A 23916-nucleotide genomic window follows, 5' to 3' on the forward strand; every position below is an offset into this window, starting at 1 on the left:
CCCCATGAACCGCGTGACGCCGCATCTCCGGCGTCCACCGCATCCTGCCCCGCGAACGTGACGATCGCGATCGCCCCTCTCGGTGGGGCAGGACGGAGGGGATAATAATCCTTATCTCCGAAACATCAAGAACAAATCATGAACTTTTGGTCGCAGGCCGGGCGGCGCGTCCCGGCGGTAACCACTGCCCGCTTTTGCCCACAGATGCATGCACGCTTTGCGCGCTAAGGCTTTGACTTCGCCTGCGCCATCCCCCACTTAACCGCCATGGCCAAGAAACCCGGTACCAATCCCAAAGGCGAATTCGCCTTCTTCAACGTCTTCTATGAAGACGGCTCGCAGCGCTCCAACCGCCGCGTGCCCTCCGAATTGCTGGGGGGACTCGACGGCGATGAGCCGGCCAAGGCCGCCATCGCCGAGCAGGACCGCGAGATCGCCGAGAAGTCCGGCCGTCCGGCGCTGGAGATCAAGAGCGTCGAACGCGTGGGCGCGAAGAAGAAGTAGTTAGCTTCGCTTACTCAGCGTCTGAATTTGGAATGGCCGGGCTTGTCCCGGCCATTTTCTGTTCGGGTAGCCCGTGACGAGTAATCACGTCGCCTTGAATACAATGCGCGCTGCCCCTCGACATCGGAAAGATATTGATGCAACCCGTGCTTGCTTTTCGCCTACCGTTCCAATCTTAATGCTCGAAAGCTGGTTGAGTGGAAATCATAAAAGAGCGAGAGCTATCAACCAAGCTGCTCAGATTCAGTGAACAAAGACGATCCAACAACTTAGCGAATCGCGTCGACTCCAATTGGCTGAGAAAGCTCCTATGCGAGAAAATTCGGACAACAGAAAACGAGCCTTTGCCGATGTTGTTAACATAGATGCGTGGCATGACAGCTTCTCAAGTAGTGTATCAGCGGTTGATCTTCACGCAGACGTCGTATTCGGAACGGCACGCGTTGGAGGAGACTCTCAATCCCCGGTAAGATTTAGACTGAGCATCAAACGCGCGGAAGTCATCGTAATCATTCCAGATTCTGAGCCCTTGGCGATTGATAGAAAATCTGTCTCCCGTGACACGCCGGAACTGGAAGGACAATTTTCGGAACTCATAGAACACACAAGCCGGTCCAGCGCTGGCGGAGGAATATCAGGATCCATTTCGCTCAAAGAAGTCAAAGCTTCCGCTTCGACAGCGCTTGAAGGAAAAGCCAATCAATCCACCTTCAAAAAGATTGAGCTAACGGGGAAAATTCAACTACTTCTTGCAACTCAATCAAAGACATCAGACGGACATTATCGCTGGAGCATTGAATCACAGACAAATGGGATTCTAGATGGACGCCCATGGGACGCAGTTAAGCAGCCAAGACTAAAGCTAATTGACCAAAGGAAAGATCGCGCCAGAGGCATCCCTCCTACAGTTCGAGTCGAGGTAAGATGCAAACGCGAAGACCTCGTAATTCGAGATCTACAAATTAAGGACGAAACGCTTTGGGAATCTGCAAAAAGGCGCGCGGGCTTCAAAAACAAGCTCGCTGCGGCAGAATCCTATATTCGTGAGCACCTATCCAAAGAGGGCTTAGAGGTGCGAAACATCGAGGATATATTTGGATCAGTCACATTGGCGAGCACTACAGCAGAGTCAGTATAGGAGACTTTGATGGCGCACTGGCTCGATAAAGTTACGGTCCTACTTACCGCCGATACAAACGACTTACACGAGCTAGCGCGGATCGCCGGCAGCGATCCGCGAACATTTTACATCGGTGTAGACCCGTCATCCCTGGAGTTGGATGGTCAGAATATCGATGACATCGAATTCTCGACCCGAGACGATTTTTTCGTTGACTCCTTCGACGGCCGATCCATTTCTCTCCCGCTCGACGGTTCGAACCTGATAGTCGACGTTAAACGTCTTACCTCTGCGATTCGAAACCACAAACGGCAAGAAGAACGATTGGCGATTCTCCTCCGATTGATCCTGCAAAACAGGAGAACAGCTTTACCAATCCTGACGACTTACGGAAAAGACAAAGCAAAATCTGCCAATGCCGCGCTGTCAGAGCTAGCGGCGGCTATAAAAGACGAGCAATCGCAGCGGTCACTCTTTGACCAAAAGGAAATTCCTCATCTTTTTGGACATGATCTGGTTGGACCCGCATCTGACTACAAGCTTCTAGGAGATGACATCCTAGTCACCATTGCATCTCGGCCTTACGCCAAAAACATGCCAGGCACGCGATCCTTCCTGCTCTATTATATGACGAAGTATCTTTCAGATTTTCCTAAGGTGAACGCACTCCTGCGCTCTAAAGTCGGTAAATCACAATCTGTTTTCGTGGCTCCAAACCTTAGCGAGATGTATGAATTTCTTCGGAATCCGCCCGAGGTTCGGTGGGACGACATTTTGCAGTTATCAATGGATATGCCTCTTTTCGACTCTCCATCTTGACAACGGCATGCACCTCTAAACGTGTCGAGTATACTAAGACCGCAAAGGACCTCTCCTGCCTCAACCCGCGTCCTGCCTGTTCGTCATCATCTGCGCCGCGATGATGATCCACGGGATCACAAGCTCCGGCACCAGATAGGTGATCCACAGGGCATGTGGTTCGGACAGGCCGACTTTCGCGATCAACAGCACGCGGTCGAGGCCGCCCACAGGCCCATGACGCCCGACATCAATAGATGCCGCCCATGAAGGATGTCCGCCGTCCTACGCCACGCTAGATCAATCGACGACCGGAAACTTAGGCTTTAACTTTGGGTCAGTTGGCGTGCGCAGCTTCTTATGATGGATATCAATCGATGCTTGCCTGTCTGACTCAGTGTAAGGACCTTCGTTTCCCTTAGGGTCATAGTACTCGATTGTCATATCAGGCTTGATCTCGAAGCACTCTAGCTCGACGAGCTTGTGGTGGTTTGGGCATAAGAGGATGCCGTTCGACACGGCAATCCGCTCCTCAACGGAGCTTTCAAAGAACGGCACTATGTGATGCGCTTCGAGCGCTCTATAGAACGAGAAATCGCACATGGCACATTTATAATCATAGGCAATGAGGACCGCTTCTTTAAATATGCGTTGTGCAACTCCGCGATCTTTAACCTGGCGATAGACATCGCCTGAACCTTCAGGGCGATCAATCAATTGCCCGGCGAATGATTCGATAGAATCCTCTGAACCAAAACCACTGTAGGGATTGGCCATAGCCGTCCAATCCTTTGAATAGACATACCCTAGCCCCGCTTCTAGATCGTCTATTTCCCAAGCAATGAACCCGTCTCCGGGAATGCCATGAGTTTTTGAAACGACAACCGCAGTAAGCGGCGGCAATCCACTATCCATGCAAAATTCTTGGATAACACCAAGAACATATCTGACCGCACGGTGATGCTCTCCGATCTTCCCGGCCAAGTCTTTGTAGAAAATGACCGTCCGTCTTGCAGCTATATCAGCAAGCACCGGCCAAGCTTTAGCTGCGACTGGATACCAGTTTCTTCGTTCTTTCTTTGGCAACGCTAAACCTCCCTAGATACTGTAGATTGAGTGCAGTGCCTCAGGGTAAAAGCAAGCCTGCGCGGAAATTCCAACCAGCAGAAGTCGAATTAGCTAAGCGTAGTCCGCTATTTGAGGTGCAGAGGTTACGCCTTCAGTGCACTGACATCGCCCTCACCCCGCCCCGCCCGCCATCTGCCTGTTCGTCATCACCTGCGCCGCGATGATGATCCAGGGGATCACCAGCTCCGGCACGAGATAGGTGATCCACAAAACATGCGGTTCGGGCAGGCCGACTTTTGATATCGACAGCACGCGGCCGAGGCCGCCGACGAACACCGTCGCCGCCATCAGGACAACCAGCGTGTTGTGCTCGCGAATGGTCGAGGCCGCCCACAGGCCCATGACGCCCGACATCAGATAGATGCCGCCCATGAAGCGATGCACATTGTCGAGCCGCGGCGCGGTCTCGGGCTGGCCGAGATACATCTGCAGCGAGCCGCCGAAGATGGCGATGGCGCCCACCAGAAACAGGCAGACCTGGGCAACGCGCTGGCTAAGCAGCATCGGGGCGAGTGACGTCATGGCAATGTCCTCGGATGAAATGTGCTTCAGGAAAATTGATCGGGCAATGCGTGACGCTAGCGCGGGACGCGGCACAATCAAAGGGTGTGGCGGAGTTATCAACGTAGGCCGCGTCGTGTGCGGCGCCCCCTCTCCCGCTCCCGCGCACAGCGAGCTGTGCCAATCGGGGTGAGGGACGGGGCACAAGTCCGGAGATGCGGACATTCTCCGGGTTCGAGACAGTGCGACCCGAAAGGTGGTGATTGCGGCTGCGCTGGTGACGGCCCCTCACCCGACCGGCTTCGCCGGTCGACCTCTCCCCGCATTGCGGGGAGAGGTTAAGAGCGCGCACGATAAAAAGGCGGACCTTACGGTCCGCCTTTTTTATTCGGTCATCCTGCTCGTCGCGGAAAAGTATTGCAGGCCCCGCGTCACGCCAGCCTGAGCGTGAGCTGCTGCTCGCGGCCGGCGTGGCGCAGGACGAAGTCGTCGAGCGACGAGGTGACGTCCTCGTAATTGCGGTCGGCGCGGCGGCGGATCTCGCGGGCGACGTCTTCCGACACGTCGTCGGCCCAGCGCTCGGCGGTGTTGAAGGCGATCACGCGCTGCGGATCGTTGTACTGGCCGGACATCAGGTCGGCGATGACGGTTTCGAGATCGGTCGCCGCGACATCGGCCTCGCGCCAGGCGCAGCCGGCGCGGTCGAAACAATCCAGCACGAGATAGACGGTCTGCTCACCGGCATCCGGCACCAGCGACGGGGTCCAGGCGCGCGTCATCCCGCCCTCCTGCCCTTGGTCACCCCTTTGGCCACCGGCCGCGCCGCCTTCTTCGCCGGCGCGGGCTCCTTCTTGCCGGTGATCGGCAGCAGCATTTCCTTCTGGCCGGTGGCGCGTTTCGGCGCCTTCTTCGCCTTTGGCGTCGGCGCGGCGCCGCCGCCCTTGAGGCTCTGCTGCAGGGCGGTCATCAGATCGACCACATTGGTGCCGGGCCGCGCCTTGCCATGCGGCTTGAGGGCGACACCGCTGCGCTTCTGGTTGACGAGATCGACCAGCGCGGACTCGTAGCGATCCTCGAATTTGCCGGGCTCGAATTCGGCAGCCTTCTGCTCCACAATATGCCGCGCCAGATCGAGCATGTCCTTGGTGACCTTGACGTCCTGGATGTCGTCGAAATACTCCGCCTCGTCGCGCACCTCATAGGGATAGCGCAGCAGCGTGCCCATCAGCCCGTTCTTCAGCGGCTCCAGCGCGATGATGTGCTCGCGATTGGTGAGCACAAGCCGGCCGATGGCCACCTTGCCCATGTCGCGGATGGTCTCGCGGATCACCGCATAGGCGTCGTGGCCGATCTTACCGTCGGGCACGAGGTAATAGGGACGAATGGCGTAGCGCGGGTCGATATCGGCCTTCGGCACGAATTCGTCGATCTCGATGGTGCGGGTGGAGTCGAGGGCAATGTTGTCGAGTTCGTCTTTCGACACCTCGACATAGGTATCGGTATCGACCTTGAAGCCCTTCATGATGTCGTCCGCCGCCACCTCCTCGCCGGTATCCGCATCGACTTTCAGATATTTGATGCGATGGCCGGTGTTGCGGTTGATCTGGTTGAAGCTGATCTTCTCGGAATCCGACGTGGCGGGATATAGCGCGACCGGACAGCTCACGAGGGACAGGCGCAAAAAGCCCTTCCAATTGGCACGCGGGGCCATGGCAATACTCCAACTCACACGACGCGACACAATCCCGACTCAAGCGGGACCCGCCCGATTTGTTCCCGGCGCCGGAACCAGTTCGGCAGGCCGACCTTCGAACAGCACGCGGCCGAGGCCGCCCACGCGCACCGCAGGTGCGCGCGCCCATCTCGATGAAGAGAGCTGTCGGGCGAACCAAATCCAGGCCCCAACTACAGCGCCCGTGTAAAGAACGCGACGATGTCGCGATCGAAGCGCTCATGAAATGCAGCGCGGTCGAACCCCGGTCTGCTGGTGCAGATCGCCGGCATGCGTGTTGCCAGTTGCGCGGAGCATGGCGTCAAAAAATCGTAGTGCCCGGCATTCGCCACGACATGCGCCTCGGGCAACGTCGGCAAAGCGAGGCGGACGGCCTCCGCATAATAGGGATGTGGCAGGACCTGGTCGTCCTCGGCCCGCCAAAGCTGGACCGGCTGACGGACCGCCGCCAGGCCCTTGCGACCGAAGGCAAAACCAAGGGCGGGCGCCGCGGAGACGACCGCCTTGATGCGCGGATCGTGGGCCCAGACGATAGCGGCATCCAGCGGAAGCGGGTGCCGTTCGACGATCTGGCAATCTTCGAAAGCGGGATGCGCCCTGCAGTGATCCCCGAGAGTCCGCAGGTCCGGCTCGCCACCGGCCACCGCGAGCACCGTGAAACCGCCGGCCGAGAAGCCGAACGCGCCGACGCGCGTCGCATCGATACGCCCATGGTCGCCCCATGCGTCCAGCATGTAATCCGTGACCAGCTTGAATTGGCGCGGCCGTTCCCAGATCGCGGTGGGGTTGCCCGGGTCGCGCCAGCTATCGCCGTTATGCGTGAGGGCGGCGACGACGAAACCTGCATTGGCCAGGGCCATGGCGGTGTCGAGATGCCCGGCATAGGAGCCGCCGTGACCATGGGATATGACCACCAGCGGCAGGCGGTCGCCCGCGAGTGCCGCATCGCGGGCAACCATCTGTTGATCGGACTCAATCGCCTGCAGCTTCGGCGCAGCGCCGGTGGGATACCAAACGCCGACCTCGATGGGTGGCCCTTGTGGATCACTGATGCTGAAATGCTGGAAGCCGACCGCGGCGTCGGCCTGGCTGGCGGCGGCGATAGCGATGAATGCGACGAAAACCTGTGCGATGATGCTGCGCATTGAACCTCCTGCGGATTGGGATGACACGCGAGTTCTGCAAAGGGCGCCGCCCTGCGCCAGCCGTTGTTCGCCAATGGGCGAACGGGTTCGCCGGTGGGCGAACCGCTGCGATGAGACGTCATGAGCAACGCTTGGCAACGTGATTTTCTGCGGGATTGGGCCGTCGACCTGGCGATCGCGACCGTCTGCGCCATCTTCCTCGGCCTGATCGGACCATTCGGCAGCTATCTGAATGGACCGGCATGGCAGCGCGTGGCGTTTCAGCTTGCCTGCTTCTGGTCGGGAATCCTGCTGTATGGGTCCCTGATCCGCGTGGTGCTGCGATTCCAGTTGAGGCCGTGGATGACGTGGACGGCGATCGTCCTCGGCGTCGCCATCCTGACCGTCCCATTTCAGATCTGGACCGCGTGGATCGGCGTATCGATATGGCCATTCCTGAGAAGGCTCGGCCCGCTCGACTGGTATGTGCAAGGACTGATCACCGCCCTGCCTGTCGTGCTCGGCTTCACCCTGTTGCTTCAGGCGCGACGACACAAGCAGCACCAGGCCAAGGAAGCCAACGACGCGCCGCCAACGGCTTTCGGCCTGCTCGGTGCGCCGCCCTTCGCGGTGCTTTGCCTGCAGATGGAAGATCACTATGTCCGCGTCCACCATATCGCCGGCCACTCCCGGTTGGTGCTGGCAACGCTCAATCAGGCCATGACGGCTCTCGGCACCGCTGACGGTCTGCAGGTGCACCGGTCATGGTGGGTCGCGCGGAAGGCCGTTGTGTGCGCCGTGACCGAAGGCCGCAATCTGCGCCTGCAACTCGTCAACGGGATCACCGCCCCTGTCTCCCGCTCGGCCGTGGCCATGGTGCGCGAGGCCGGCTGGCTCACGACAGAGACCGCGCCGGACAACCGCGGCGTCGAACCAGCGCGCGCAGGACCGATTGGCGACACCTAATCCGCCATCCGCTCCGCGGCGGGTGACACGCGCGACACAAAGCCTCTTGACGAAAAGAACAAATCATGAACATATTTGCAGCCACGTACCCCGGCAACGAGCGCGTGAAAGCACGGCACGCACATACGAAAATGCCCGGCGCGAGGCCGGGCATCATCAGAAGGATCGAGTGATCGACAGCGACCGTTAGTTATCCAGGAACGACCGCAGCTTGCGCGACCGCGACGGGTGCTTGAGCTTGCGCAGCGCCTTGGCTTCGATCTGGCGGATACGCTCACGAGTCACCGAGAACTGCTGGCCGACTTCTTCCAGCGTGTGGTCGGTGTTCATGCCGATGCCGAAGCGCATGCGCAGCACGCGCTCTTCGCGCGGGGTGAGCGAGGCCAAAACGCGCGTGGTGGTTTCGCGCAGGTTGCTCTGGATCGCCGCATCGATCGGCAGGATCGCGTTCTTGTCCTCGATGAAATCGCCGAGATGCGAGTCTTCCTCGTCACCCACGGGGGTTTCGAGCGACAGCGGCTCCTTGGCGATCTTGAGAACCTTGCGCACTTTCTCCAGCGGCATGCCGAGCTTTTCGGCGAGCTCTTCCGGGGTCGGCTCGCGGCCGATCTCGTTGAGCATCTGGCGGCTGGTGCGCACGATCTTGTTGATCGTCTCGATCATGTGCACGGGAATGCGGATGGTGCGGGCCTGGTCGGCGATCGAACGGGTGATCGCCTGCCGGATCCACCAGGTCGCATAGGTCGAGAACTTGTAGCCGCGGCGATATTCGAATTTATCGACGGCCTTCATCAGGCCGATATTGCCTTCCTGGATCAGATCCAGGAACTGCAGGCCGCGATTGGTATACTTCTTGGCGATCGAGATCACGAGACGGAGGTTGGCTTCCACCATCTCCTTCTTGGCCTGGCGGGCTTCGCGCTCGCCCTTCTGCACGCCGTGCACGATCTTGCGGAATTCGCCGATCTCAAGACCCGTGAGCGCTGCGAGCTGCTGGATTTCGCCGCGCAGTTCCTTGATGCGGTCCTTCTCGATGGCGACGAAGTTCTTCCAGCCCTTGGCCGAGAGTTTCGAGACGCGGTTGAGCCAGCGCGGATCGAGCTCCGAGCCCTGATAGTTGCGCAGGAAGTCCTCGCGCGCGACGCCGTGGCTGTCGCCGAGGCGCAGCAGGCGGCCTTCGAACGAAACGAGGCGCTTGTTGATGTCGTAGAGCTGCTCGACAAGTGAATCGATACGCGCCTGGTTGAGGCGCAGCGACTTCACCTCGACGATGATCTCGTCCTTGAGCTTCTTGTACTTGCGCTCCTGCGACGGCGACAGCGAGGGGCCCTGCGAGGCGCTCTCGAGCTGGTTCGCGATGTCCTGTTCCTGCAGCTTGCGCAGCTTCTTGTAGCTGTCGGCGATCTTGTCGAAGGTCTCGACCACCTTCGGCTTCAGCTCGGCCTCGATGGCGGCGAGCGACATCTGGTTCTCGAACTCGTCGTCGTCCATGTCGCCGTCGGCAGCGCCTTCCGACGTGCTTTCGCCGGCGGGAGCCGCAGCAGGCGCCGAACGCGGCGGCGCCGGACGGAACGGGGTGGCGGACGGCGGCGCCGCAGGCGGAGCCGCAACGGCTTCGGCGCCTTCGGCCACAGCTTCGCCATCGCCCGTGGGCGGGGCGATCAGCGCCGGGTTCATGTTGTTCTTGGCGTCGGGGCCAGCGTAAGTCGCTTCGAGATCGATGATGTCGCGAAGGAAGATCTTTCCTTCGTTGAGTTCATCGCGCCAGATGATGATGGCCTGGAAGGTCAGCGGGCTTTCGCAGAGGCCTGCGATCATCGCCTCGCGGCCGGCCTCGATGCGCTTCGCAATGGCGATTTCGCCTTCGCGCGACAGCAGCTCGACGGTGCCCATCTCGCGCAGATACATGCGGACGGGATCGTCGGTGCGCTCGCCGGGCTCCGACTTCTTGACTTCGGTGACGGCCTTCTGCGTGACTTCGACGAGTTCGTTGTCGGTATCGTCGTCCTCGTCCTTGCTCTCTTCCTCGCCGTCGCTGTCTTCGTTTTCGGAAACGTTGATGCCCATGTCGGAGAGCATCGACATGATGTCTTCGATCTGTTCAGGAGAGGTGGTATCGGACGGCAAGACGTCGTTGAGCTGATCGAAGGTCACGAAGCCGCGCTTCTTGGCCTGCTTGATCATCTTCTTGACGGCAGCGTCGGACAGGTCGAGCAAAGGTGACGGCGCGTCTGCGGAGTCCTTCTCCGGCGTGTCAGCTGCCTTGTCGTCTTTTTCCTTGTCCTTGGTCTGCAGCGTCTTTGCCTTGGTGGCCATTCAATGCTCCTGAAACGCGCTCACGCCGGGGGCGTCACCGCCCCGCTATCAATCCAGGGGGCGCAAGCGCCCCGATCCAATCATCATCACCACTTGACGCACAAAGGGCGGCGCATATCCATCGCCACCCCCGACGTCGTCTTCGCGGTTTTCACTACTTAAGCCCAGACCCTTAACGTGGAGAGCCTTAAGCCCGGATTAACCCTGTTTTTGCAGCCAAACCATGGGTTTGGCGAGTCTTTTCGCGGTTTGCCCGGGCACCATCCGCAGCAAAGTTGCTTCACGAACTGCGCTGGAACCGCCCCGAGGATTCTCCGAACCCCTCGATCAGCGCCTCGATCCCGTCGACCTCAGCCAACCGGGCCTTCACATCGCGCAACCAGCCGTAGTTCGTTTCGCTCGCTTCTGCGCCCAGAGCAAGCTCCGCGTCTTTAAGCTCCCTAAGTAATGAGTGCCACTGGCGATGCAAGGCAACGAGCTGCGTCCAGGTGGAAAGAACATCCTCGCGGGCCGCACCGGGCCGCGCCGCCCACACCGCCTGAGTGGTAACCGCCTGCTCAACGTGTTGTAATTGCTCGGAATATCCGGCTTTAACCAGATCTGAACGCATTTGTTCACTTTGCTCGGCCTCATCGCCGTGATGATGCTCATGGGCAAAGGCCGCGATGATCCCGGCACGCAGCCGGTGCATCTCGGGATGGGCGAGTTCCAGCGCCGCCACCTCCTCCAGCCGGTCATGCAGCAGCCAGGGATGGTTGATCAGCGACTGCACGATCAGCGCCTCGCGCCTCGAAATGGCGCTGCGCTGGCCGCGCATGATCGAGGACGTCGCAAGCTGTGGACTAACCACCTGATAGGGCCCGCGCTGGATGGTCTGGGGTCCGGCATTGGCCCCGCCCCGCCCTCCGCCACTGATTCGCCCGGCCGGACCGGGGGTAAACGGACGCGGAGAACGGGCAAAACCGCCGCCTCCGCCACCCTGCTGGAAGCCGCCGCGGCCACCGTTGTTACCGCCGTAGTTACCGCCGTAGTTTTTTGGGCCGGTGCCGAAGGCGCGCTGCAGCCGCTCGGTCATGTCCTGGCGGTAGTATTTCTTCACGACATCGTCGCGGATGCCGTTCGACAATTCGTTGATGCGCGCCTCCAGCGCCGCACGGCGTTCCGGTGTCGCGAATGTGCCGCCGGCAATCTCGCGCGCCCAGATCAGATCCGACAGCGTGCCAGCCGCGGCCATCACGTCCTCGATCGCGGCGCGGCCACCGGAGCGCGCGAGGTCGTCGGGATCCTGTCCTTCGGGCAGCAGCGCAAAACGCAGACTCTTGCCGGGCTTGAGATGCGGCAGCGCCAGCTCCGCCGCGCGCCATGCCGCCTTCTGCCCGGCCTTGTCGCCGTCGAAACACAGGATCGGCTCGTCGACCATCTTCCAGAGCAACTGCAACTGGTTCTCGGTCAACGCCGTTCCGAGCGGCGCGACCGCACCGGGGAAGCCGACGCCGACCATGGCGATGACGTCGACATAGCCTTCGACCACCACCAGCGGCGCGCCGTCATGCGCGGCCTTGCGCGCCATCGGCAGGTTGTAAAGATTGTCGCCCTTGTGAAACAGCGGGGTTTCCGGCGAGTTCAGATATTTCGCAGGCGCATCTTTCTTCAGCGCGCGGCCGCCAAAGGCGATGATGCGTCCGCGCACGTCGGAAATCGGAAACATCACGCGATCACGAAAGCGATCATAGGGCACCGGGATGTCTTCGCCGCCGATCAGCAATCCGGCCTCGACCATGTCTGGCACCGGCACGCCGGCGGCGCCAAGATATTCCTTCAGCGCGAAGCGATCTTCGGATGCAAAGCCCATGCGGAACTGGAGCTGAACCGCGGGCGTGATGCCGCGATCGGCGAGATAGCCGCGCGCGCGGGCGCCCTCGCGCCCCACCAGCGTCTCCGCGAAGAATTTTGCGGCGAGATCCATGACGTCATAGAGCGTCTTGCGGCGCTGCTCATGGCGCGCGGCATCCGGCGTCGCCGCCGGCAGCGCCACCCCCGCCATTTGCGCCAGCCGCTCGACTGCCTCAACGAAGCTGGCGCCGTCGGTCTCCATCACGAAATTGATGATGTCGCCGTGCTTGCCTGATGAGAAGTCGTGGTAAAATCCCTTCTCGTCATTGACGAAAAACGACGGCGACTTTTCCTGCTGGAACGGCGACAGCCCTTTCCACTCCCGCCCGGCCTTCTTCAACTTGACGCGCTTGCTCACGACTTCCGAAACCGGAAGCCGGGCGCGCAGATCGTCGAGGAATTGGGGCGTGAAGCGCATGGGGCAGTTATCGTGCGATCGGGTTAGGTAAGTGTTGCGGGCCGACGGCTTTGATCTGGGCCTCAGCTCAGCCGACCATGGATATAGGTCTCGCACTGAGAAATACGACTGGACACGAGGTTTTCCCGGATAACCACAGGGCAGTTGGCCACGCACTCGTCATTCCGGGATGACCAGAAGACGGCGAAGCCGTCTGGCGGTCAGACCCGGAATCCCGACGTGTTCATCATTGCCGAACACCGGGCGGTGAGAGGTGCTGAACATTGCGGGATTCCGGGTTCGCGCGCAGCTATCGCTGCGCACGCCCCGGAATGACGAGTGTGTGGCACGTAGAAGCCGCTTGAACTCACCCCGGTTCCACGATCACATATCCCATGTTCACGACATTCCGCGGCGGAAATACCGGTGCATGGCAGGTGATCTCGATTTCGCCCGTCAAGGGCGAGACGCTGAAACCCGTTGCGGCGCTGTCCATCACCCATGCCGATGCCATCTCACTGCCGCTGCTGCCCTCGCAGACATCCTGGCGCCTCGCCGGCGTCGCCAGTCATGTCCGCTATGTCGAACGTACCGAGAAGATCGCACTGGTTGCGGCACAGGCCGGCCTCGGCCGTGCTGAGGCGACCCATGGCGCACTGATCCCGATCAGGAAGAACGCGGCGTGGTGGGACATGACCCAGAATGAGCGGCGCCGGATTTTCGAGGACAAATCCCGCCACATCGCCGACAGCCTGAAATACCTGCCCGCCATCGCGCGCCAGCTCTACCATTCGCGCGACCTCGGCGAGCCCTTCGATTTCCTCACTTGGTTCGAATACGCGCCGGAGCACGCACAGGAGTTCGAGGATCTCGTCGGCGGCCTGCGCGAGACGGAAGAATGGAGCTATGTGGAGCGCGAGGTGGATGTGCGGGTGGTGAAGGCGGTGGTTTGATATCCACTAAGCCTTGACCAGCACGAAATACTTTTGTATATACAACCATCGCGCTGAACGGCTCGTTCCAAACTTGGAGAAGGCAATGCAGATTGTAACTTCTTCTCGATGGGGCGCAGATGACGGCCGAACGCGATACGAGATTTAAGACTCTGGAGCCCGCGGGCTTCGAATGGGATGATCTCAAGAGCCAAGCGAACCTAAAGAAGCACAACATTGCTTTTGAAGAGGCAAGTGAGATCTTTTACTCACCGATCATTGCCTGGCGTTCACCCCGTAACAACGAGGAGCGATGGATAGCGATAGGGGAAGCTAATGGTCGAATCATTTCGGTTATTTTCACACACCGAAGTGAACTGATCAGGATCATTTCCGCGCGCCATCCGAGACCAAATGAAGAAAGAGCATATCGTAACGCGACAATGGGGCGATCGCCGCAAGGGAAAGACTGACTGGGCGCGTTTCGACGCGTTGACGGAGAAGGACATCGAAACCGCGATTGCCAATGATCCCGATTGGAAGGAATTCGAGAATATCGATTGGTCCAAAGCTGTCCTCGTCATTCCCGCAAAGAAGAAAGCCATTTCCATCCGCATCGATGAAGACGTGCTCGACTTCTTCAAAAGCGGCGGCGATGGCTATCAGGGCAGGATGAATGCGGTGCTGCGGTCTTACATGCTGCAGAAGGCCAAGCCGAAGACCAAGAAACGGGCATAGTTCTCCCGTCATACCCGCCGCTCCATAGGAGCGGCTGAGGGCGGGACCGCCGCCGAACATCCAACCTGCATGGCTCCCATTCAAGACGCCGCACTTCTGGCATGGCATCACATGCGCCATATCTCTCCCACCGCCCCGCCCGCCTGAAAGCCTCCATGTCCTCATCGTCCGAACATCCCGCCCGCGACTCCGGTCCCGGCGGCTGGCTGATTTTTTCCTTTGCCGTCGCCTGCGGCGTCACCGTCGCCAATATCTATTACGCGCAACCGCTGGTGGGGCCGATCAGCGAGAGCTTCGGGCTCGATTTGTCCTCGGCCGGCATCATGCTCACCATGGTGATGTTCGGCTATGTGCTCGGCCTGCTGTTCCTGGTGCCGCTCGGCGATCTCGTCGAGAACAAGCGGCTGATCCTGATCACGCTGGGCAGCCTGATCGTGAGCTTGCTGATCGCCGCAGCCGCCCCCACCGCAGCGATCTTCATCGCCTCGACCTTGCTGCTCGGTATCGCCGCCGTGGGTACGCAGATGATCTTGCCGGTGGTCGCGCATCTGGCGCCGGAGCAACGGCGCGGGCAGATCGTCGGTACCGTGATGAGCGGGCTGCTGTTTGGCATCCTGCTGTCGCGGCCGCTGGCCACCATGGTGGCCGGCTCGTTCGGCTGGCGCGCCGTATTCGTGATGTCCGCAGTGCTGATGTGCGGCGTATTCGCACTGATGGTGATCGCGCTGCCACGCCGGCAACCGAAGCATGAACTGACCTATGCGACGCTGATCCACTCGCTGTGGGACCTGATGCTGACCACGCGGGTGCTGCAACAGCGCTCGGCCTATCAATGTCTGCTCTATGGATCCTTCAGCCTATTCTGGACGGCGATGCCGCTGGTGCTGGACCAGCCGCCGTTCTCGTTCGGCCATATCGCCATGTCGGCCTTCCTGCTGTCGGGCGCCGGCGGCGCATTGGTGGCCCCGCTTGCGGGACGCCTCGCCGATCGCGGCCGCGGCGATCTCGTGACCGTCACGGCCATGCTGCTGGTGCTGGTGAGTTTCGTGCTGACCTGGATTGGCGGCCACACCGGCGGCGCGACGGCCGTGACGCTGTTCGTGATCGCGGGCATCCTGATCGATGCCGGCACGCAGGGTAATGTCGTTGCCGGACAACGCGCGATCTATGCCCTCGCCGGCCATATCCGCAGCCGGCTCAACGCGCTGTTTCTCGCTTGCGCCTTCTTCGGCGGCGCAGTCGGCTCGGGCTTTAGCGGATTTGCGGTGGCATCAGGCGGCACGTCGATGATCGCACTGATCGGCATCGGTGCATCGCTGATTGCGCTGGCGCTGTTCGGCCTTGAGGTCGCCAGCAGACGCAAGGAAGGTTAGATTTTTATTTGAGCATGATCTTTTCGGAAAACCGGTTTCCACTTTTCCGGATCATGCTCTAGGGCGCAAGGAAGCGCCCGGACATGATGCGCGCCGTCTCATCGACCGGTTTGTTGTAGATATAGGTCCAGGCTTCGCTCACACTGCCATCCGCGAGCGTCACAGCGATCCGTTCACGCAGATACAGCGCCGGCTGCGGATGATCCGGGCCGACGCTCTCATAGTCGTCGAGCGCCGCCATCAGCTCAACCGGCTTGCGCAGCCGGAACAGCTCGCCGAACACGATGTCCCCGGGATCGTCGGAATGCAGCAGGCCGGGATAATGCGCGATCATATAGAGCTTGCCGCGGCACGAGGCCTCGCCGAGAAAATCGGCGCCGGACGACAGCAGCTTCGACATCGGATGATCGAAACCGCGCATCAATGTGCCGTAGACGAAAACGCGATCGGGCATGGCGCCAGTCAGACTTTCTCGGCCAGCGCCGCGGCGACATCGTCGCCCGCGGACACCACATTGATACTCACATCCATGCCGAGAAACGCATCGGCCGAGCCCATATAGGTGCCGTGCAGCGGCACCGCCTGGCGCGGATCGCGCGCCACCGCGACGCGAATGAGATCCTTGCTGCCGATGATGCCGTTGGTCGGATCGAATTCGATCCAGCCTGCGGCCGGCAGATAGACCTGCACCCAGGCATGGGTGGAGCCGCCGCCCACATAATTGTGCTCGCGGTCGCCATGGATGAACAGATAGCCGGACACGAAACGCGCGGCGATGCCGAGCCGTCGCAGTGCCTCGATCATGAACAGCGCGAAATCGCGGCAGGTGCCGGATTTGGTCTGCAGCGTATCGAGCGGATGCTGGGTGCCGTGTTCATAGCGCTTGCGATAGGCGAACTGCTTGCGGATGCCGAGCGTCATGCCGGTCAGAATATTGACGGTCGGCGTGCGGCCCTGCGGGTCGAGAAATCCGCGCGCCCATGTGGCGAGTTCGCCATCGGGATCGCCATATTGCGGCCGGATGAATTCCTGCAGATCGGGCAGTTCTTCGCCGTCATACAGGAACGGATAGAAATAGGCCTTGTCATCGGCGGTCAGCGCGAACTCGTCCGACGGCAGATGTTCGATGGTCGCGGTGGAGACGAAAGTGAGTTTGCGCGCGTGCTCGTCGAAGGTGGCGATCGCTACCGAATTGCCGAACACGTCGTGGATCCAGCGCAGCGACAGCGGCTCCGGCGTAATCTCAAGCTTGCCGTTGAGCATGCGCAGATCATGGCCATCGCGCGGCCGCAGCATGATCCGGTGTTCGCCGAATGCGACGGGATGCGCATAGCGATATTCGGTCTTGTGATGAATCGTGAGCAAGGGCATCAATGGTTCGTTCATGCGTGATTTGTCCCGTGTAATTTATACGGAAGCCTGCAGAATCACAGGCCGGGATGCCGCATCGTTAGGCAATATCGGGAAAAAGCCTTGGACAGAATTTTGGACAGAGCCTTGGATAGCAATCAGGACACATCCCTACGTCTCGGCCCCCAGGAGGTTCCGCCCGTTCTGGAACTCAATACCGCCGGCACATCCCCTTTTCTCCTGACCTGCGATCATTACGGCCGGCTGATTCCCGACATGCTCGGCGATCTCGGCCTGCCCGAGAGCGAGCTCGTCCGCCACATCGCCTGGGATGTCGGCATCGCCGGCGTGGCCGAGCAGATGGCTCGGGCGCTCGATGCGCATCTCGTGGCCCAGCGCTATTCGCGACTCGTCATCGACTGCAACCGCCCGCCGGACGCCGTGAGCGCGATTCCGTTGATCAGCGAGGCGACCACCGTGCCCGGCAATGACGGTCTCACGCAGGACATCAAAACGCGCCGGCGCGAGCTGATCTTCGATCCGTATCACCGGCGCATCGACGAGGTGATCGATGCAAGGCTGGCAAAGGGCCAGCCGACAGTGCTGGTGTCGCTGCACAGTTTCACGCCTGTCTATGCCGGCATTCCCCGCCCCTGGCATATCGGCACGCTCTATCAGCACGACAGCAAACTGCCACCGTTGCTGCTGCAGCTGTTGCGCGCCGAAGCCGATCTGGTGGTGGGCGACAACGAACCCTATGCGGTGTCCGATGCCACCGACTACACGATCCCCGTGCATGGCGAGAAGCGCGGACTGATGAATACGGGCATCGAGATCCGGCAGGATCTGATCACCGACCCAAGCGGCCAGACGGAGTGGGCGGAGCGGCTCACGCGCATCTTCAGCGAGATCGAGGCGACGCTGATCACGCCGCGCGCATCGCATCTCTAGCTTTGATGCCGGCGTAGCTGCCAATGCATCTGCGCGGCATGCGGTGCCTAGCGGTGCGTCCCGATGAAATAAGCCACCACCACAAATCCCGCCGCGACCGCCCACAGGAAATAGGCCGCGCGACCACCCGGGCTCAGCGTCGAGTCAGACGGGTTGTCCGGATTGACAAAGACCTTCACCGCGTCACCGTTCTTGTAGTCCATCCCGAACAGCCGCAACTGCCATGACGGCGGGTTCGGGTTGCTCGTGCTCAGGCTCCCGGCGGACCCGATATAGGCGACGTGCTTGAAGCGATAGTTGTATTGCACGTTCCGGGTCTGCATCACCGGCCCGCTGCGACCGGTGTCGCTGTCACGGCTCACATAGGTCTCGGGCGCGCCCAGTTTGACGGTGCCGGGCACCACGGGCCACTTCTTGGCCAGAGATCCCTGCCGGTGTAGCGCCAGGCCGAACAAAGCAACGAGGAAGCCGAACCCGCAGAGCGCCGTCACAATCGGCGATCGTTTCGGATCGGCAAGATGGTCTGCAATGAATTCGTTGATGCGGACGCCGCCAAAGATGCCGCCGACCACAATCGCCAGCACGATAACTGCAGCGATGCCAAGGCAACCGCCAATGCCCTTCGGCATCTCGCGATCAAGCACGGCATCGCGTGGGTGTCGCGGGTTGTAGTAGACCATCACCGCGGTACCGACCGGATAGCGCGCGATTGTCTCGGCGACTTCGAAATTGCCGCGGTCCTCGCCGATGCTGACGCGGTTGTTCGTAAGCTTCTGTCCGCTCACGGTGTATTCGTAGACGATATTCGCAAAATTGCGCTTTTCGGTGCGCTTGCGCTCCTCGCGCGTGTCGTCGAGCACCTTGACGTCTCGTACTTCGGAGGTCGAGACGATCACCTTGCCGAAGGTGGACGGCCAGTCGCTGGCAGCGCGGACCTGCAGATATTTAGTGCCGGCAGCGACCAGGATCAGGCCGAACGGCGCCAGCAGCATGGCATAAACGAACCAGGGAATGTCGGGCACGGCGAAACCTCATGGCACGGCGCGGCGCGCCCCGAGGTTTGACGTGACGATGCGGCGAAAGGTTCAGCGCGACAAAAGATTCACCGTGCCCGGGTCAGCGCCAGCCAGACGCCGCCGCCGATCATGAAGCCGCCGGAGATCCGCGACAGCAACCGCGTCCGCCGTGCCGAGAAGAATTGTCGCGCGCGGCCCGCGGCCACCGCATAGACGATGTCGGTGAGCGCGGCCGTCACCATGAAGGTCGCACCAAGGATGCCGACCTGCAGGATATGGTTCTTCTTCATGTCGACGAATTGCGGAATGAAGGCGCCGAAGAACACCAGCACCTTGGGGTTACTCAGCAGCACCATCATGCCCTGCAGAAAGAAACCGCCGCGCGGCGGTGCCGGCGGCGTATCCGCATCGATGCCCTCGACCGGCGCGCGGACCATTTTGATGCCGAGCCACACGAGATAGGCGGCGCCGGCAAAGCGTACCCAGTCGAACCAGTAGCCCATGGTGGCCATCAGCGTCGCAAGCCCCAGCGCGACAATGCCGATCACCACGGCAAGACCTGCTTGCGTGCCGGCAATGCTGATCATCGCCGCGCGCGTGCCGTAGCGCAGCCCGTTGGCGATCACCAGCGTGACGTTCGGACCAGGGAGCAACGCCAGCGCGATGCAGGCAGCGACAAAGGCGAGATAGACTTGCAGCGACATCGGCGTTTCTCTCATGAGCAGGTTTGTTCGTTGGCGAAGCCTAGCCCACGCAGCGAGCTAAACAAAGGCGCCGCTTGACATGCAACCATTTGGTTGCCTATTATCCTGGTCATGGATGAGGTCTTCAAGGCACTGGCCGACGCGTCGCGGCGCTCATTGCTGGACCGGCTTCATGCTGACAACGGCCAGACGCTGAACGAGCTCTGCGACGGACTGGACATGTCGCGGCAGGCCGTGACCAAGCACCTTGCGATTCTGGAAGCGGCCAATCTCGTCGTGACCATCAGGCATGGCCGCGAGAAGCTGCATTACATCAATCCCGTCCCGATCCATGAGATCGGCGAGCGCTGGATCAGGAAATTCGAGCGTGGCAGGCTCGCCGCGCTCAGCGAGTTGAAACGGCAGTTGGAGACGCGTGATGAGTAAGTCTGAATTTGTTTACGTCACTTTCATCGAGACCACACCTGACAAGCTTTGGCAGGCACTCACGAATGGCGACTTCACCGAGCGCTACTGGTTCGGTTATCGCCTCGATAGCGACTGGAAAGTCGGTTCGCCCATGACGCTCGGCAAGGGTGGCAAGGTGATGGATGAATGCGTGATTCTGGAATCCGATCCGCCGCGCCGCATCTCATATAGCTGGCATCCGATCTATGACGACGATATGGCCAAGGAGAAGCCGTCTCGCGTCACGCTCGATCTCGAACCGCGCGGCAAGGTGGTCAAGCTCACCGTCACACATGAGGACTTCCCGGAGCACAGCAAAGTATTGCCGAGCATCTCCGGTGGCTGGCCGATGGTGTTCGCAAGCCTGAAGACCTTCCTCGAAACCGGACAGCCGCTGTCGCTCGACCCGACAAGCGAGACGTAAGGAGCAGCCGATGGATATCAGCACTTTCAAACCTGCGTTCGTCTATACGATCTATATCGCCTCCACGCCGGAGAAGATCTGGCAGGCGCTGACCTCGGCAGAGTTCAGCCGGCAGTATTTTTCCGGCTTTGCCGTAGAGCTTGAAGAAAAAGTCGGCGGTACGTTCAGGGTGCTGATGCCGGATGGTTCGCTGCATATCTCAGGCGACGTGATTGTCTGCGATCCGCCGCGCAAACTGGTCATCACCTGGGACGTCAACTGGCCGGGACTTATCGAGGCGCTAGGCTCCACGCTGGTGACCTACGATATCGAGCCAAGCGGCGAGACTGTGAAGCTGACACTGACACAATCGCATGACCGCGAACTCAGCGACGACATCCTGTCCGGCGGACGCGCCGGCTGGCCGGCGATTCTGTCGAGCCTGAAGAGCCTGCTGGAGACGGGCAACGTCCCCGCGATCCAGATGGAGCCGCCGCTGAAGCTGCTGGCGGCGCTGAAGGAGATGGGGATCAAGGTGCCGGGGATGTGAGCGACGCTACGCCGGCGGCGCGCTCCCTCTCCCCGCTCTGCGCGGGGAGAGGGTCGGGGTGAGGGGCAAGGGCACGTCGATGCACCAATTTTCTTCTATCGGGTCGGTACGATCCGGTAGTTTCTCGATTGTTGTGAATGAGTGCCATGCCCCTCACCCGCCGCGAAGACGCGGCGACCTCTCCCCGTAAAGAACGGGGAGAGGTTAGCGGAGTGCCGCTGCTATCTTCTCGCCCTACCCCAGCGCCCGCAATTCCCGTCTGAGCACCTTGCCGGTCGCGGTCATCGGCAGCGACTCCGCAAACTGCACGTAACGCGGATATTCATGCGCCGCGAGTTGCGATTTCACAAAGTCCTGCAGCTCGCGCGCCAGCGCATCGCTTGGCACGAAGCCCGGGCGCAGCACGATCCAGGCTTTCACGGCTTCGGTGCGGATCGGATCGGGAATGCCGACCACTGCCGACAACGCGACCGCGGGATGCTTCAGCAGCGTGTGTTCGATCTCCGATGGACCGATGCGATAGCCGGCCGAGGTGATCACGTCGTCTTCGCGCGAGACGTACCAGAAGTAACCGTCGTCATCCTGGATGCCGAGATCGCCCGTCAGAAGAAACTCGCCGGCGAATTTCTTCGCGGTGCCTTCGGGGTTCTGCCAATAGCCGAGCATGGTGCAGGGATTGGGCTGTCTGATACCAACAATGCCGCGCTCGCCGCGCGGCAGTTCCTCGCCCTGCTCATTGACGATACGCACATCGAAGCCCGGCGTCGGCTTGCCCATAGAGCCCGGCCGGATCGGAAACAGATCGGCATTGTTGCCAACCACGAGATTGCATTCGGTCTGGCCGTAGATCTCATGCGCGTCGATGCCGAATGTATTGCGCACCCAGTCGAGCAATTCCGAACCGAGCGACTCGCCGCCGGTGAGCATGCTGCGCAGCTTGACGTCGGGATGTTTCACGTTTGCCTGCCGCATCAGCTTCAGCGCCGTCGGCGGCAGGAACACATTGCGTATCTTGTGATCGGCCATCAGCTGCATCGCGGCGTCAGGTTCGAATTTCCTGGCGCGATAGCCGACGATCGGCACGCCGTGATACCAGGCCGGAAACAGCGCATCGAACAGCCCGCCGATCCACGCCCAGTCGGCTGGCGTCCAGTAGACGTCGCCCGGCTTCGGAAAGAAGCCGTGCACCATCTCCACATTGGGCAGATGGCCGAGCAGCACGCGATGGGCATGCAGCGCGCCCTTGGGATTTCCCGTCGTGCCCGAGGTGTAGATGATGATCGCGGGATCGTCGCAGGACGTATCGACCGTGGTGAAGTCTTCGGACGCCGCCTCGATCGCCGACCAGAACGGTTTGGCGCCGGCATGCGGTGCACTGTCCGTGACGTAGATATCTTGTAAATGAGGCAGCCGCTCGCGGATTTTCGACAACTTGTCCCAGCCACTCGCGTCGGTGACGATGGCCTTGGCCCCAGAATTGGCAAGGCGGAATTCCAACGCGTCCTCGCCGAACAGCGTGAACAGCGGCACCGACACCAGCCCGGACCGGAACGCCGCGAGATGCGCCACCGGCAATTCCACCGATTGCGACAAAAACACCGCAATGCGGTCGCCGCGCTGCAGGCCATCCGCCTTCAGCACATTGGCGAAGCTGCGCGAGAAAGCCTGCATCTCGTCGAAGGAGAAACGATGCGTGCCGCGGTCCTCGTCCACATAGATCAGCGCCAGCCGCCCGCTACCGTCGGCATGACGGTCGCAGGCCACCGTCGCGATGTTGAACCGCTCCGGCACATCCCAGCGGAAATTGCGGGCGAGCGTCTCATAATCCGTGGTTTCGACCAGCATCGGCACTCCCTGCCCTCATGGAGAGGAGCGCGCTCTTGCGCGCGTCTCGAACCATGATTGTTTTGCACATCCTTCGAGACGCGGTCGAAGAGACCGCTCCTCAGGATGAGGGATCGCTTGTGGATCCATTATGAAGTTCAAGGCAAAAGAACTCTAAACGATAGCCGCCGTCCGCCAAAGTGCCTTGAAATTCCCGGCCCGGCATGGTCTCAAGCACCCTATTCGGAACCCGGCGCTATCAGCGCCTTCGCAAGCTCAATCCGGCAGAAATTCCCCATGGCACGCAGGTTTTCGGCCGCTTACCAGTCGGAGCCAGTATCCAGCCTGGCGCTGTGGGCGCGGCGCCTCGCAGTTTTCGCCGCCATTGCCGCCATCACCTCGATCATCATCGTCCGCTTCGGGTTCCTCGAAGTAAAACCGGCACTGATGACCTTCTTCGGCGCGTTGGGATTCGCCGGCCTCTCGATCCTGGTGGCCCTCGCCGGCTTTGCCGCGATCTGGCAGAACGGCTCGCGCGGCATGAGCGTGATCATGGTGGCGCTGATGCTCGACGTGGTGATCCTCGCCTATCCCGGCTACCTCGCCTACCAGTATCGCAAATTGCCGAAGATCCACGACATCACCACCGACCCGGTCGACCCGCCGCGCTTCGAGGCGCTGGCGCGGCTGCGGACCGGCGACGGCACCAATTCAGCCGTCTATTCCGGCCTCTACTCCGCGGAGCAGCAGCGCACGGCCTATCCGGATATCGAGCCGGTGGAGCTGGAGGTGCCCGTGCAACGCGCCTATGACGTGACGCGCGCTTTGGTCGAAAAGCGCAAGTGGATCGTCATCGACGAGCGCCCGCCGCAGCCGCCGCGCCGCATTGGCCGTATCGAGGCGGTGGCGCGCACCCCTATTATGGGTTTTCGCGAGGACGTCTCGATCCGCTTCACACCCGACGGCGAAGGCTCGCGCGTCGATATTCGCTCGTCGTCACGCTATTTCGAAGGCGATCTCGGCAGCAACGCCGCGCGCATCACCAAGCTGATCGACGACATCAACACCGCCGTCGACAGCGCGCCGGCGCCAAAGAAGGCGGCGACGCCGGCGAAGGCTGCGGTCAAGGGCGTGAAGAAATAGGCCGCC

General features: G+C 60.9%; 26 protein-coding genes. 13 read left to right on the forward strand and 13 right to left on the reverse strand.

Annotation, left to right across the window (positions count from 1 at the left end):
* Positions 1 to 267 precede the first annotated feature (267 nt).
* From BLW80_RS20895 to BLW80_RS20900, 3 genes are all read left to right on the forward strand, one after another.
* Complete coding sequence (locus BLW80_RS20895) at positions 268 to 504, forward strand: hypothetical protein (protein ID WP_068733419.1); 237 nt, start codon at positions 268 to 270, stop codon at positions 502 to 504.
* Positions 505 to 814: 310 nt separating this feature from the next.
* Positions 815 to 1642 carry a hypothetical protein gene (locus BLW80_RS29970; RefSeq protein ID WP_139285871.1) on the forward strand — a complete coding sequence of 276 codons (828 nt, stop codon included), beginning with the start codon at positions 815 to 817 and terminating at the stop codon, positions 1640 to 1642.
* Between the two features lie 9 nt (positions 1643 to 1651).
* Positions 1652 to 2443, forward strand: coding sequence for a hypothetical protein (locus BLW80_RS20900; RefSeq protein ID WP_093759449.1), 792 nt, complete (start codon positions 1652 to 1654; stop codon positions 2441 to 2443).
* A gap of 60 nt (positions 2444 to 2503) precedes the next feature.
* Here the strand turns inward: BLW80_RS20900 and BLW80_RS30455 are convergent, their stop codons facing one another.
* The 6 genes from BLW80_RS30455 to BLW80_RS20930 all read right to left on the reverse strand — a co-directional run bounded on the left by BLW80_RS30455 (position 2504) and on the right by BLW80_RS20930 (position 6928).
* Positions 2504 to 2653, reverse strand: a complete 150-nt coding sequence (locus tag BLW80_RS30455; protein ID WP_170849749.1) for a hypothetical protein — start codon at positions 2651 to 2653, stop codon at positions 2504 to 2506.
* 69 nt (positions 2654 to 2722) lie between these two features.
* Positions 2723 to 3508, reverse strand: coding sequence for an HNH endonuclease (locus tag BLW80_RS20905; RefSeq protein ID WP_139285872.1), 786 nt, complete (start codon positions 3506 to 3508; stop codon positions 2723 to 2725).
* A gap of 153 nt (positions 3509 to 3661) precedes the next feature.
* Complete coding sequence (locus tag BLW80_RS20910) at positions 3662 to 4072, reverse strand: DUF4345 domain-containing protein (protein ID WP_093759451.1); 411 nt, start codon at positions 4070 to 4072, stop codon at positions 3662 to 3664.
* A gap of 410 nt (positions 4073 to 4482) precedes the next feature.
* A complete protein-coding gene (locus tag BLW80_RS20920) occupies positions 4483 to 4830 on the reverse strand; it encodes a hypothetical protein (RefSeq protein WP_093759453.1) in 348 nt (115 codons plus the stop codon).
* Complete coding sequence (gene ku / locus BLW80_RS20925) at positions 4827 to 5762, reverse strand: non-homologous end joining protein Ku (RefSeq protein WP_093759454.1); 936 nt, start codon at positions 5760 to 5762, stop codon at positions 4827 to 4829. Before ku ends, BLW80_RS20920 begins: the two co-directional genes overlap by 4 nt.
* Positions 5763 to 5956: 194 nt before the next feature.
* Positions 5957 to 6928, reverse strand: coding sequence for an alpha/beta hydrolase family protein (locus BLW80_RS20930; RefSeq protein WP_093759455.1), 972 nt, complete (start codon positions 6926 to 6928; stop codon positions 5957 to 5959).
* Positions 6929 to 7048: 120 nt separating this feature from the next.
* Between BLW80_RS20930 and BLW80_RS20935 the strand changes: the two genes are divergently transcribed.
* Positions 7049 to 7873, forward strand: a complete 825-nt coding sequence (locus tag BLW80_RS20935; protein WP_093759456.1) for a LytTR family DNA-binding domain-containing protein — start codon at positions 7049 to 7051, stop codon at positions 7871 to 7873.
* Between the two features lie 186 nt (positions 7874 to 8059).
* On the opposite strand, the gene rpoD is transcribed toward BLW80_RS20935, so the two are convergent.
* Positions 8060 to 10189 carry an RNA polymerase sigma factor RpoD gene (gene rpoD / locus BLW80_RS20940; protein ID WP_089262093.1) on the reverse strand — a complete coding sequence of 710 codons (2130 nt, stop codon included), beginning with the start codon at positions 10187 to 10189 and terminating at the stop codon, positions 8060 to 8062.
* 280 nt (positions 10190 to 10469) lie between these two features.
* The gene (gene dnaG / locus BLW80_RS20945) at positions 10470 to 12500 is read right to left on the reverse strand and encodes a DNA primase (protein ID WP_093759457.1); all 2031 of its coding nucleotides are present in this window, start codon (positions 12498 to 12500) and stop codon (positions 10470 to 10472) included.
* Between the two features lie 374 nt (positions 12501 to 12874).
* Here dnaG and BLW80_RS20950 point away from each other — a divergent pair, with 374 nt between their 5' ends.
* The 4 genes from BLW80_RS20950 (at position 12875) to BLW80_RS20965 (ending at position 15522) form a co-directional block, all read left to right on the forward strand.
* Positions 12875 to 13432, forward strand: coding sequence for a chlorite dismutase family protein (locus BLW80_RS20950; protein ID WP_093759458.1), 558 nt, complete (start codon positions 12875 to 12877; stop codon positions 13430 to 13432).
* A 119-nt stretch (positions 13433 to 13551) separates the two neighbouring features.
* Positions 13552 to 13884: a BrnT family toxin gene (locus BLW80_RS20955; protein ID WP_093759459.1), complete on the forward strand. Its 333-nt coding sequence runs from the start codon at positions 13552 to 13554 to the stop codon at positions 13882 to 13884.
* On the forward strand, positions 13826 to 14149 hold the full coding sequence (locus tag BLW80_RS20960) for a BrnA antitoxin family protein (RefSeq protein WP_093759460.1): 324 nt from the start codon (positions 13826 to 13828) through the stop codon (positions 14147 to 14149). The genes BLW80_RS20955 and BLW80_RS20960 overlap by 59 nt, the downstream gene beginning before the upstream one ends.
* A gap of 155 nt (positions 14150 to 14304) precedes the next feature.
* Positions 14305 to 15522: an MFS transporter gene (locus tag BLW80_RS20965; RefSeq protein ID WP_093760027.1), complete on the forward strand. Its 1218-nt coding sequence runs from the start codon at positions 14305 to 14307 to the stop codon at positions 15520 to 15522.
* 58 nt (positions 15523 to 15580) lie between these two features.
* Here BLW80_RS20965 and BLW80_RS20970 read toward each other — a convergent pair whose 3' ends face one another.
* Positions 15581 to 15976, reverse strand: coding sequence for a gamma-glutamylcyclotransferase family protein (locus tag BLW80_RS20970; protein ID WP_093759461.1), 396 nt, complete (start codon positions 15974 to 15976; stop codon positions 15581 to 15583).
* Positions 15977 to 15984: 8 nt separating this feature from the next.
* On the reverse strand, positions 15985 to 16893 hold the full coding sequence (locus BLW80_RS20975) for a transglutaminase family protein (RefSeq protein WP_093760029.1): 909 nt from the start codon (positions 16891 to 16893) through the stop codon (positions 15985 to 15987).
* A gap of 126 nt (positions 16894 to 17019) precedes the next feature.
* Here BLW80_RS20975 and BLW80_RS20980 point away from each other — a divergent pair, with 126 nt between their 5' ends.
* Positions 17020 to 17823 carry an N-formylglutamate amidohydrolase gene (locus BLW80_RS20980; protein ID WP_093759462.1) on the forward strand — a complete coding sequence of 268 codons (804 nt, stop codon included), beginning with the start codon at positions 17020 to 17022 and terminating at the stop codon, positions 17821 to 17823.
* A gap of 47 nt (positions 17824 to 17870) precedes the next feature.
* Here the strand turns inward: BLW80_RS20980 and BLW80_RS20985 are convergent, their stop codons facing one another.
* Together BLW80_RS20985 and BLW80_RS20990 are read right to left on the reverse strand one after the other, a co-directional pair.
* On the reverse strand, positions 17871 to 18845 hold the full coding sequence (locus BLW80_RS20985; RefSeq protein ID WP_244528365.1) for a DUF3592 domain-containing protein: 975 nt from the start codon (positions 18843 to 18845) through the stop codon (positions 17871 to 17873).
* A gap of 80 nt (positions 18846 to 18925) precedes the next feature.
* Positions 18926 to 19543: a LysE family translocator gene (locus BLW80_RS20990; RefSeq protein WP_093760031.1), complete on the reverse strand. Its 618-nt coding sequence runs from the start codon at positions 19541 to 19543 to the stop codon at positions 18926 to 18928.
* Positions 19544 to 19654: 111 nt separating this feature from the next.
* On the opposite strand from BLW80_RS20990, the gene BLW80_RS20995 reads away from it, so the two are divergent.
* Genes BLW80_RS20995 through BLW80_RS21005 form a run of 3 tightly spaced genes read left to right on the forward strand, consistent with a single transcriptional unit; the run spans position 19655 to position 20943 of the window.
* Positions 19655 to 19969, forward strand: a complete 315-nt coding sequence (locus BLW80_RS20995) for an ArsR/SmtB family transcription factor (protein WP_092139312.1) — start codon at positions 19655 to 19657, stop codon at positions 19967 to 19969.
* Positions 19962 to 20414 carry an SRPBCC family protein gene (locus BLW80_RS21000; RefSeq protein WP_093759464.1) on the forward strand — a complete coding sequence of 151 codons (453 nt, stop codon included), beginning with the start codon at positions 19962 to 19964 and terminating at the stop codon, positions 20412 to 20414. Before BLW80_RS20995 ends, BLW80_RS21000 begins: the two co-directional genes overlap by 8 nt.
* Positions 20415 to 20424: 10 nt before the next feature.
* Positions 20425 to 20943: an SRPBCC family protein gene (locus BLW80_RS21005; RefSeq protein ID WP_093759465.1), complete on the forward strand. Its 519-nt coding sequence runs from the start codon at positions 20425 to 20427 to the stop codon at positions 20941 to 20943.
* A 234-nt stretch (positions 20944 to 21177) separates the two neighbouring features.
* Here BLW80_RS21005 and BLW80_RS21010 read toward each other — a convergent pair whose 3' ends face one another.
* On the reverse strand, positions 21178 to 22788 hold the full coding sequence (locus BLW80_RS21010) for an acyl-CoA synthetase (RefSeq protein ID WP_093759466.1): 1611 nt from the start codon (positions 22786 to 22788) through the stop codon (positions 21178 to 21180).
* A 276-nt stretch (positions 22789 to 23064) separates the two neighbouring features.
* On the opposite strand from BLW80_RS21010, the gene BLW80_RS21015 reads away from it, so the two are divergent.
* A complete protein-coding gene (locus BLW80_RS21015) occupies positions 23065 to 23910 on the forward strand; it encodes a DUF1499 domain-containing protein (protein ID WP_093759467.1) in 846 nt (281 codons plus the stop codon).
* The last annotated feature ends 6 nt before the right edge of the window (positions 23911 to 23916 follow it).

The sequence above is a fragment of the Tardiphaga sp. OK245 genome (assembly GCF_900108575.1).
In the GTDB taxonomy this organism is placed as follows: domain Bacteria; phylum Pseudomonadota; class Alphaproteobacteria; order Rhizobiales; family Xanthobacteraceae; genus Tardiphaga; species Tardiphaga robiniae.

Bases quoted from the DNA above. Each gene is read 5' to 3' on its own strand.
- BLW80_RS20895 (WP_068733419.1), top strand. From the start codon at position 268: ATGGCCAAGAAACCCGGTACCAATCCCAAAGGCGAATTCGCCTTCTTC.
- BLW80_RS29970 (WP_139285871.1), top strand. From the start codon at position 815: ATGCGAGAAAATTCGGACAACAGAAAACGAGCCTTTGCCGATGTTGTT.
- BLW80_RS20900 (WP_093759449.1), top strand. From the start codon at position 1,652: ATGGCGCACTGGCTCGATAAAGTTACGGTCCTACTTACCGCCGATACA.
- BLW80_RS20910 (WP_093759451.1), bottom strand. From the start codon at position 4,072: ATGACGTCACTCGCCCCGATGCTGCTTAGCCAGCGCGTTGCCCAGGTC.
- BLW80_RS20920 (WP_093759453.1), bottom strand. From the start codon at position 4,830: ATGACGCGCGCCTGGACCCCGTCGCTGGTGCCGGATGCCGGTGAGCAG.
- ku (WP_093759454.1), bottom strand. From the start codon at position 5,762: ATGGCCCCGCGTGCCAATTGGAAGGGCTTTTTGCGCCTGTCCCTCGTG.
- BLW80_RS20930 (WP_093759455.1), bottom strand. From the start codon at position 6,928: ATGCGCAGCATCATCGCACAGGTTTTCGTCGCATTCATCGCTATCGCC.
- BLW80_RS20935 (WP_093759456.1), top strand. From the start codon at position 7,049: ATGAGCAACGCTTGGCAACGTGATTTTCTGCGGGATTGGGCCGTCGAC.
- rpoD (WP_089262093.1), bottom strand. From the start codon at position 10,189: ATGGCCACCAAGGCAAAGACGCTGCAGACCAAGGACAAGGAAAAAGAC.
- dnaG (WP_093759457.1), bottom strand. From the start codon at position 12,500: ATGCGCTTCACGCCCCAATTCCTCGACGATCTGCGCGCCCGGCTTCCG.
- BLW80_RS20950 (WP_093759458.1), top strand. From the start codon at position 12,875: ATGTTCACGACATTCCGCGGCGGAAATACCGGTGCATGGCAGGTGATC.
- BLW80_RS20955 (WP_093759459.1), top strand. From the start codon at position 13,552: ATGACGGCCGAACGCGATACGAGATTTAAGACTCTGGAGCCCGCGGGC.
- BLW80_RS20960 (WP_093759460.1), top strand. From the start codon at position 13,826: ATGAAGAAAGAGCATATCGTAACGCGACAATGGGGCGATCGCCGCAAG.
- BLW80_RS20965 (WP_093760027.1), top strand. From the start codon at position 14,305: ATGTCCTCATCGTCCGAACATCCCGCCCGCGACTCCGGTCCCGGCGGC.
- BLW80_RS20970 (WP_093759461.1), bottom strand. From the start codon at position 15,976: ATGCCCGATCGCGTTTTCGTCTACGGCACATTGATGCGCGGTTTCGAT.
- BLW80_RS20975 (WP_093760029.1), bottom strand. From the start codon at position 16,893: ATGCCCTTGCTCACGATTCATCACAAGACCGAATATCGCTATGCGCAT.
- BLW80_RS20990 (WP_093760031.1), bottom strand. From the start codon at position 19,543: ATGTCGCTGCAAGTCTATCTCGCCTTTGTCGCTGCCTGCATCGCGCTG.
- BLW80_RS20995 (WP_092139312.1), top strand. From the start codon at position 19,655: ATGGATGAGGTCTTCAAGGCACTGGCCGACGCGTCGCGGCGCTCATTG.
- BLW80_RS21000 (WP_093759464.1), top strand. From the start codon at position 19,962: ATGAGTAAGTCTGAATTTGTTTACGTCACTTTCATCGAGACCACACCT.
- BLW80_RS21005 (WP_093759465.1), top strand. From the start codon at position 20,425: ATGGATATCAGCACTTTCAAACCTGCGTTCGTCTATACGATCTATATC.
- BLW80_RS21010 (WP_093759466.1), bottom strand. From the start codon at position 22,788: ATGCTGGTCGAAACCACGGATTATGAGACGCTCGCCCGCAATTTCCGC.
- BLW80_RS21015 (WP_093759467.1), top strand. From the start codon at position 23,065: ATGGCACGCAGGTTTTCGGCCGCTTACCAGTCGGAGCCAGTATCCAGC.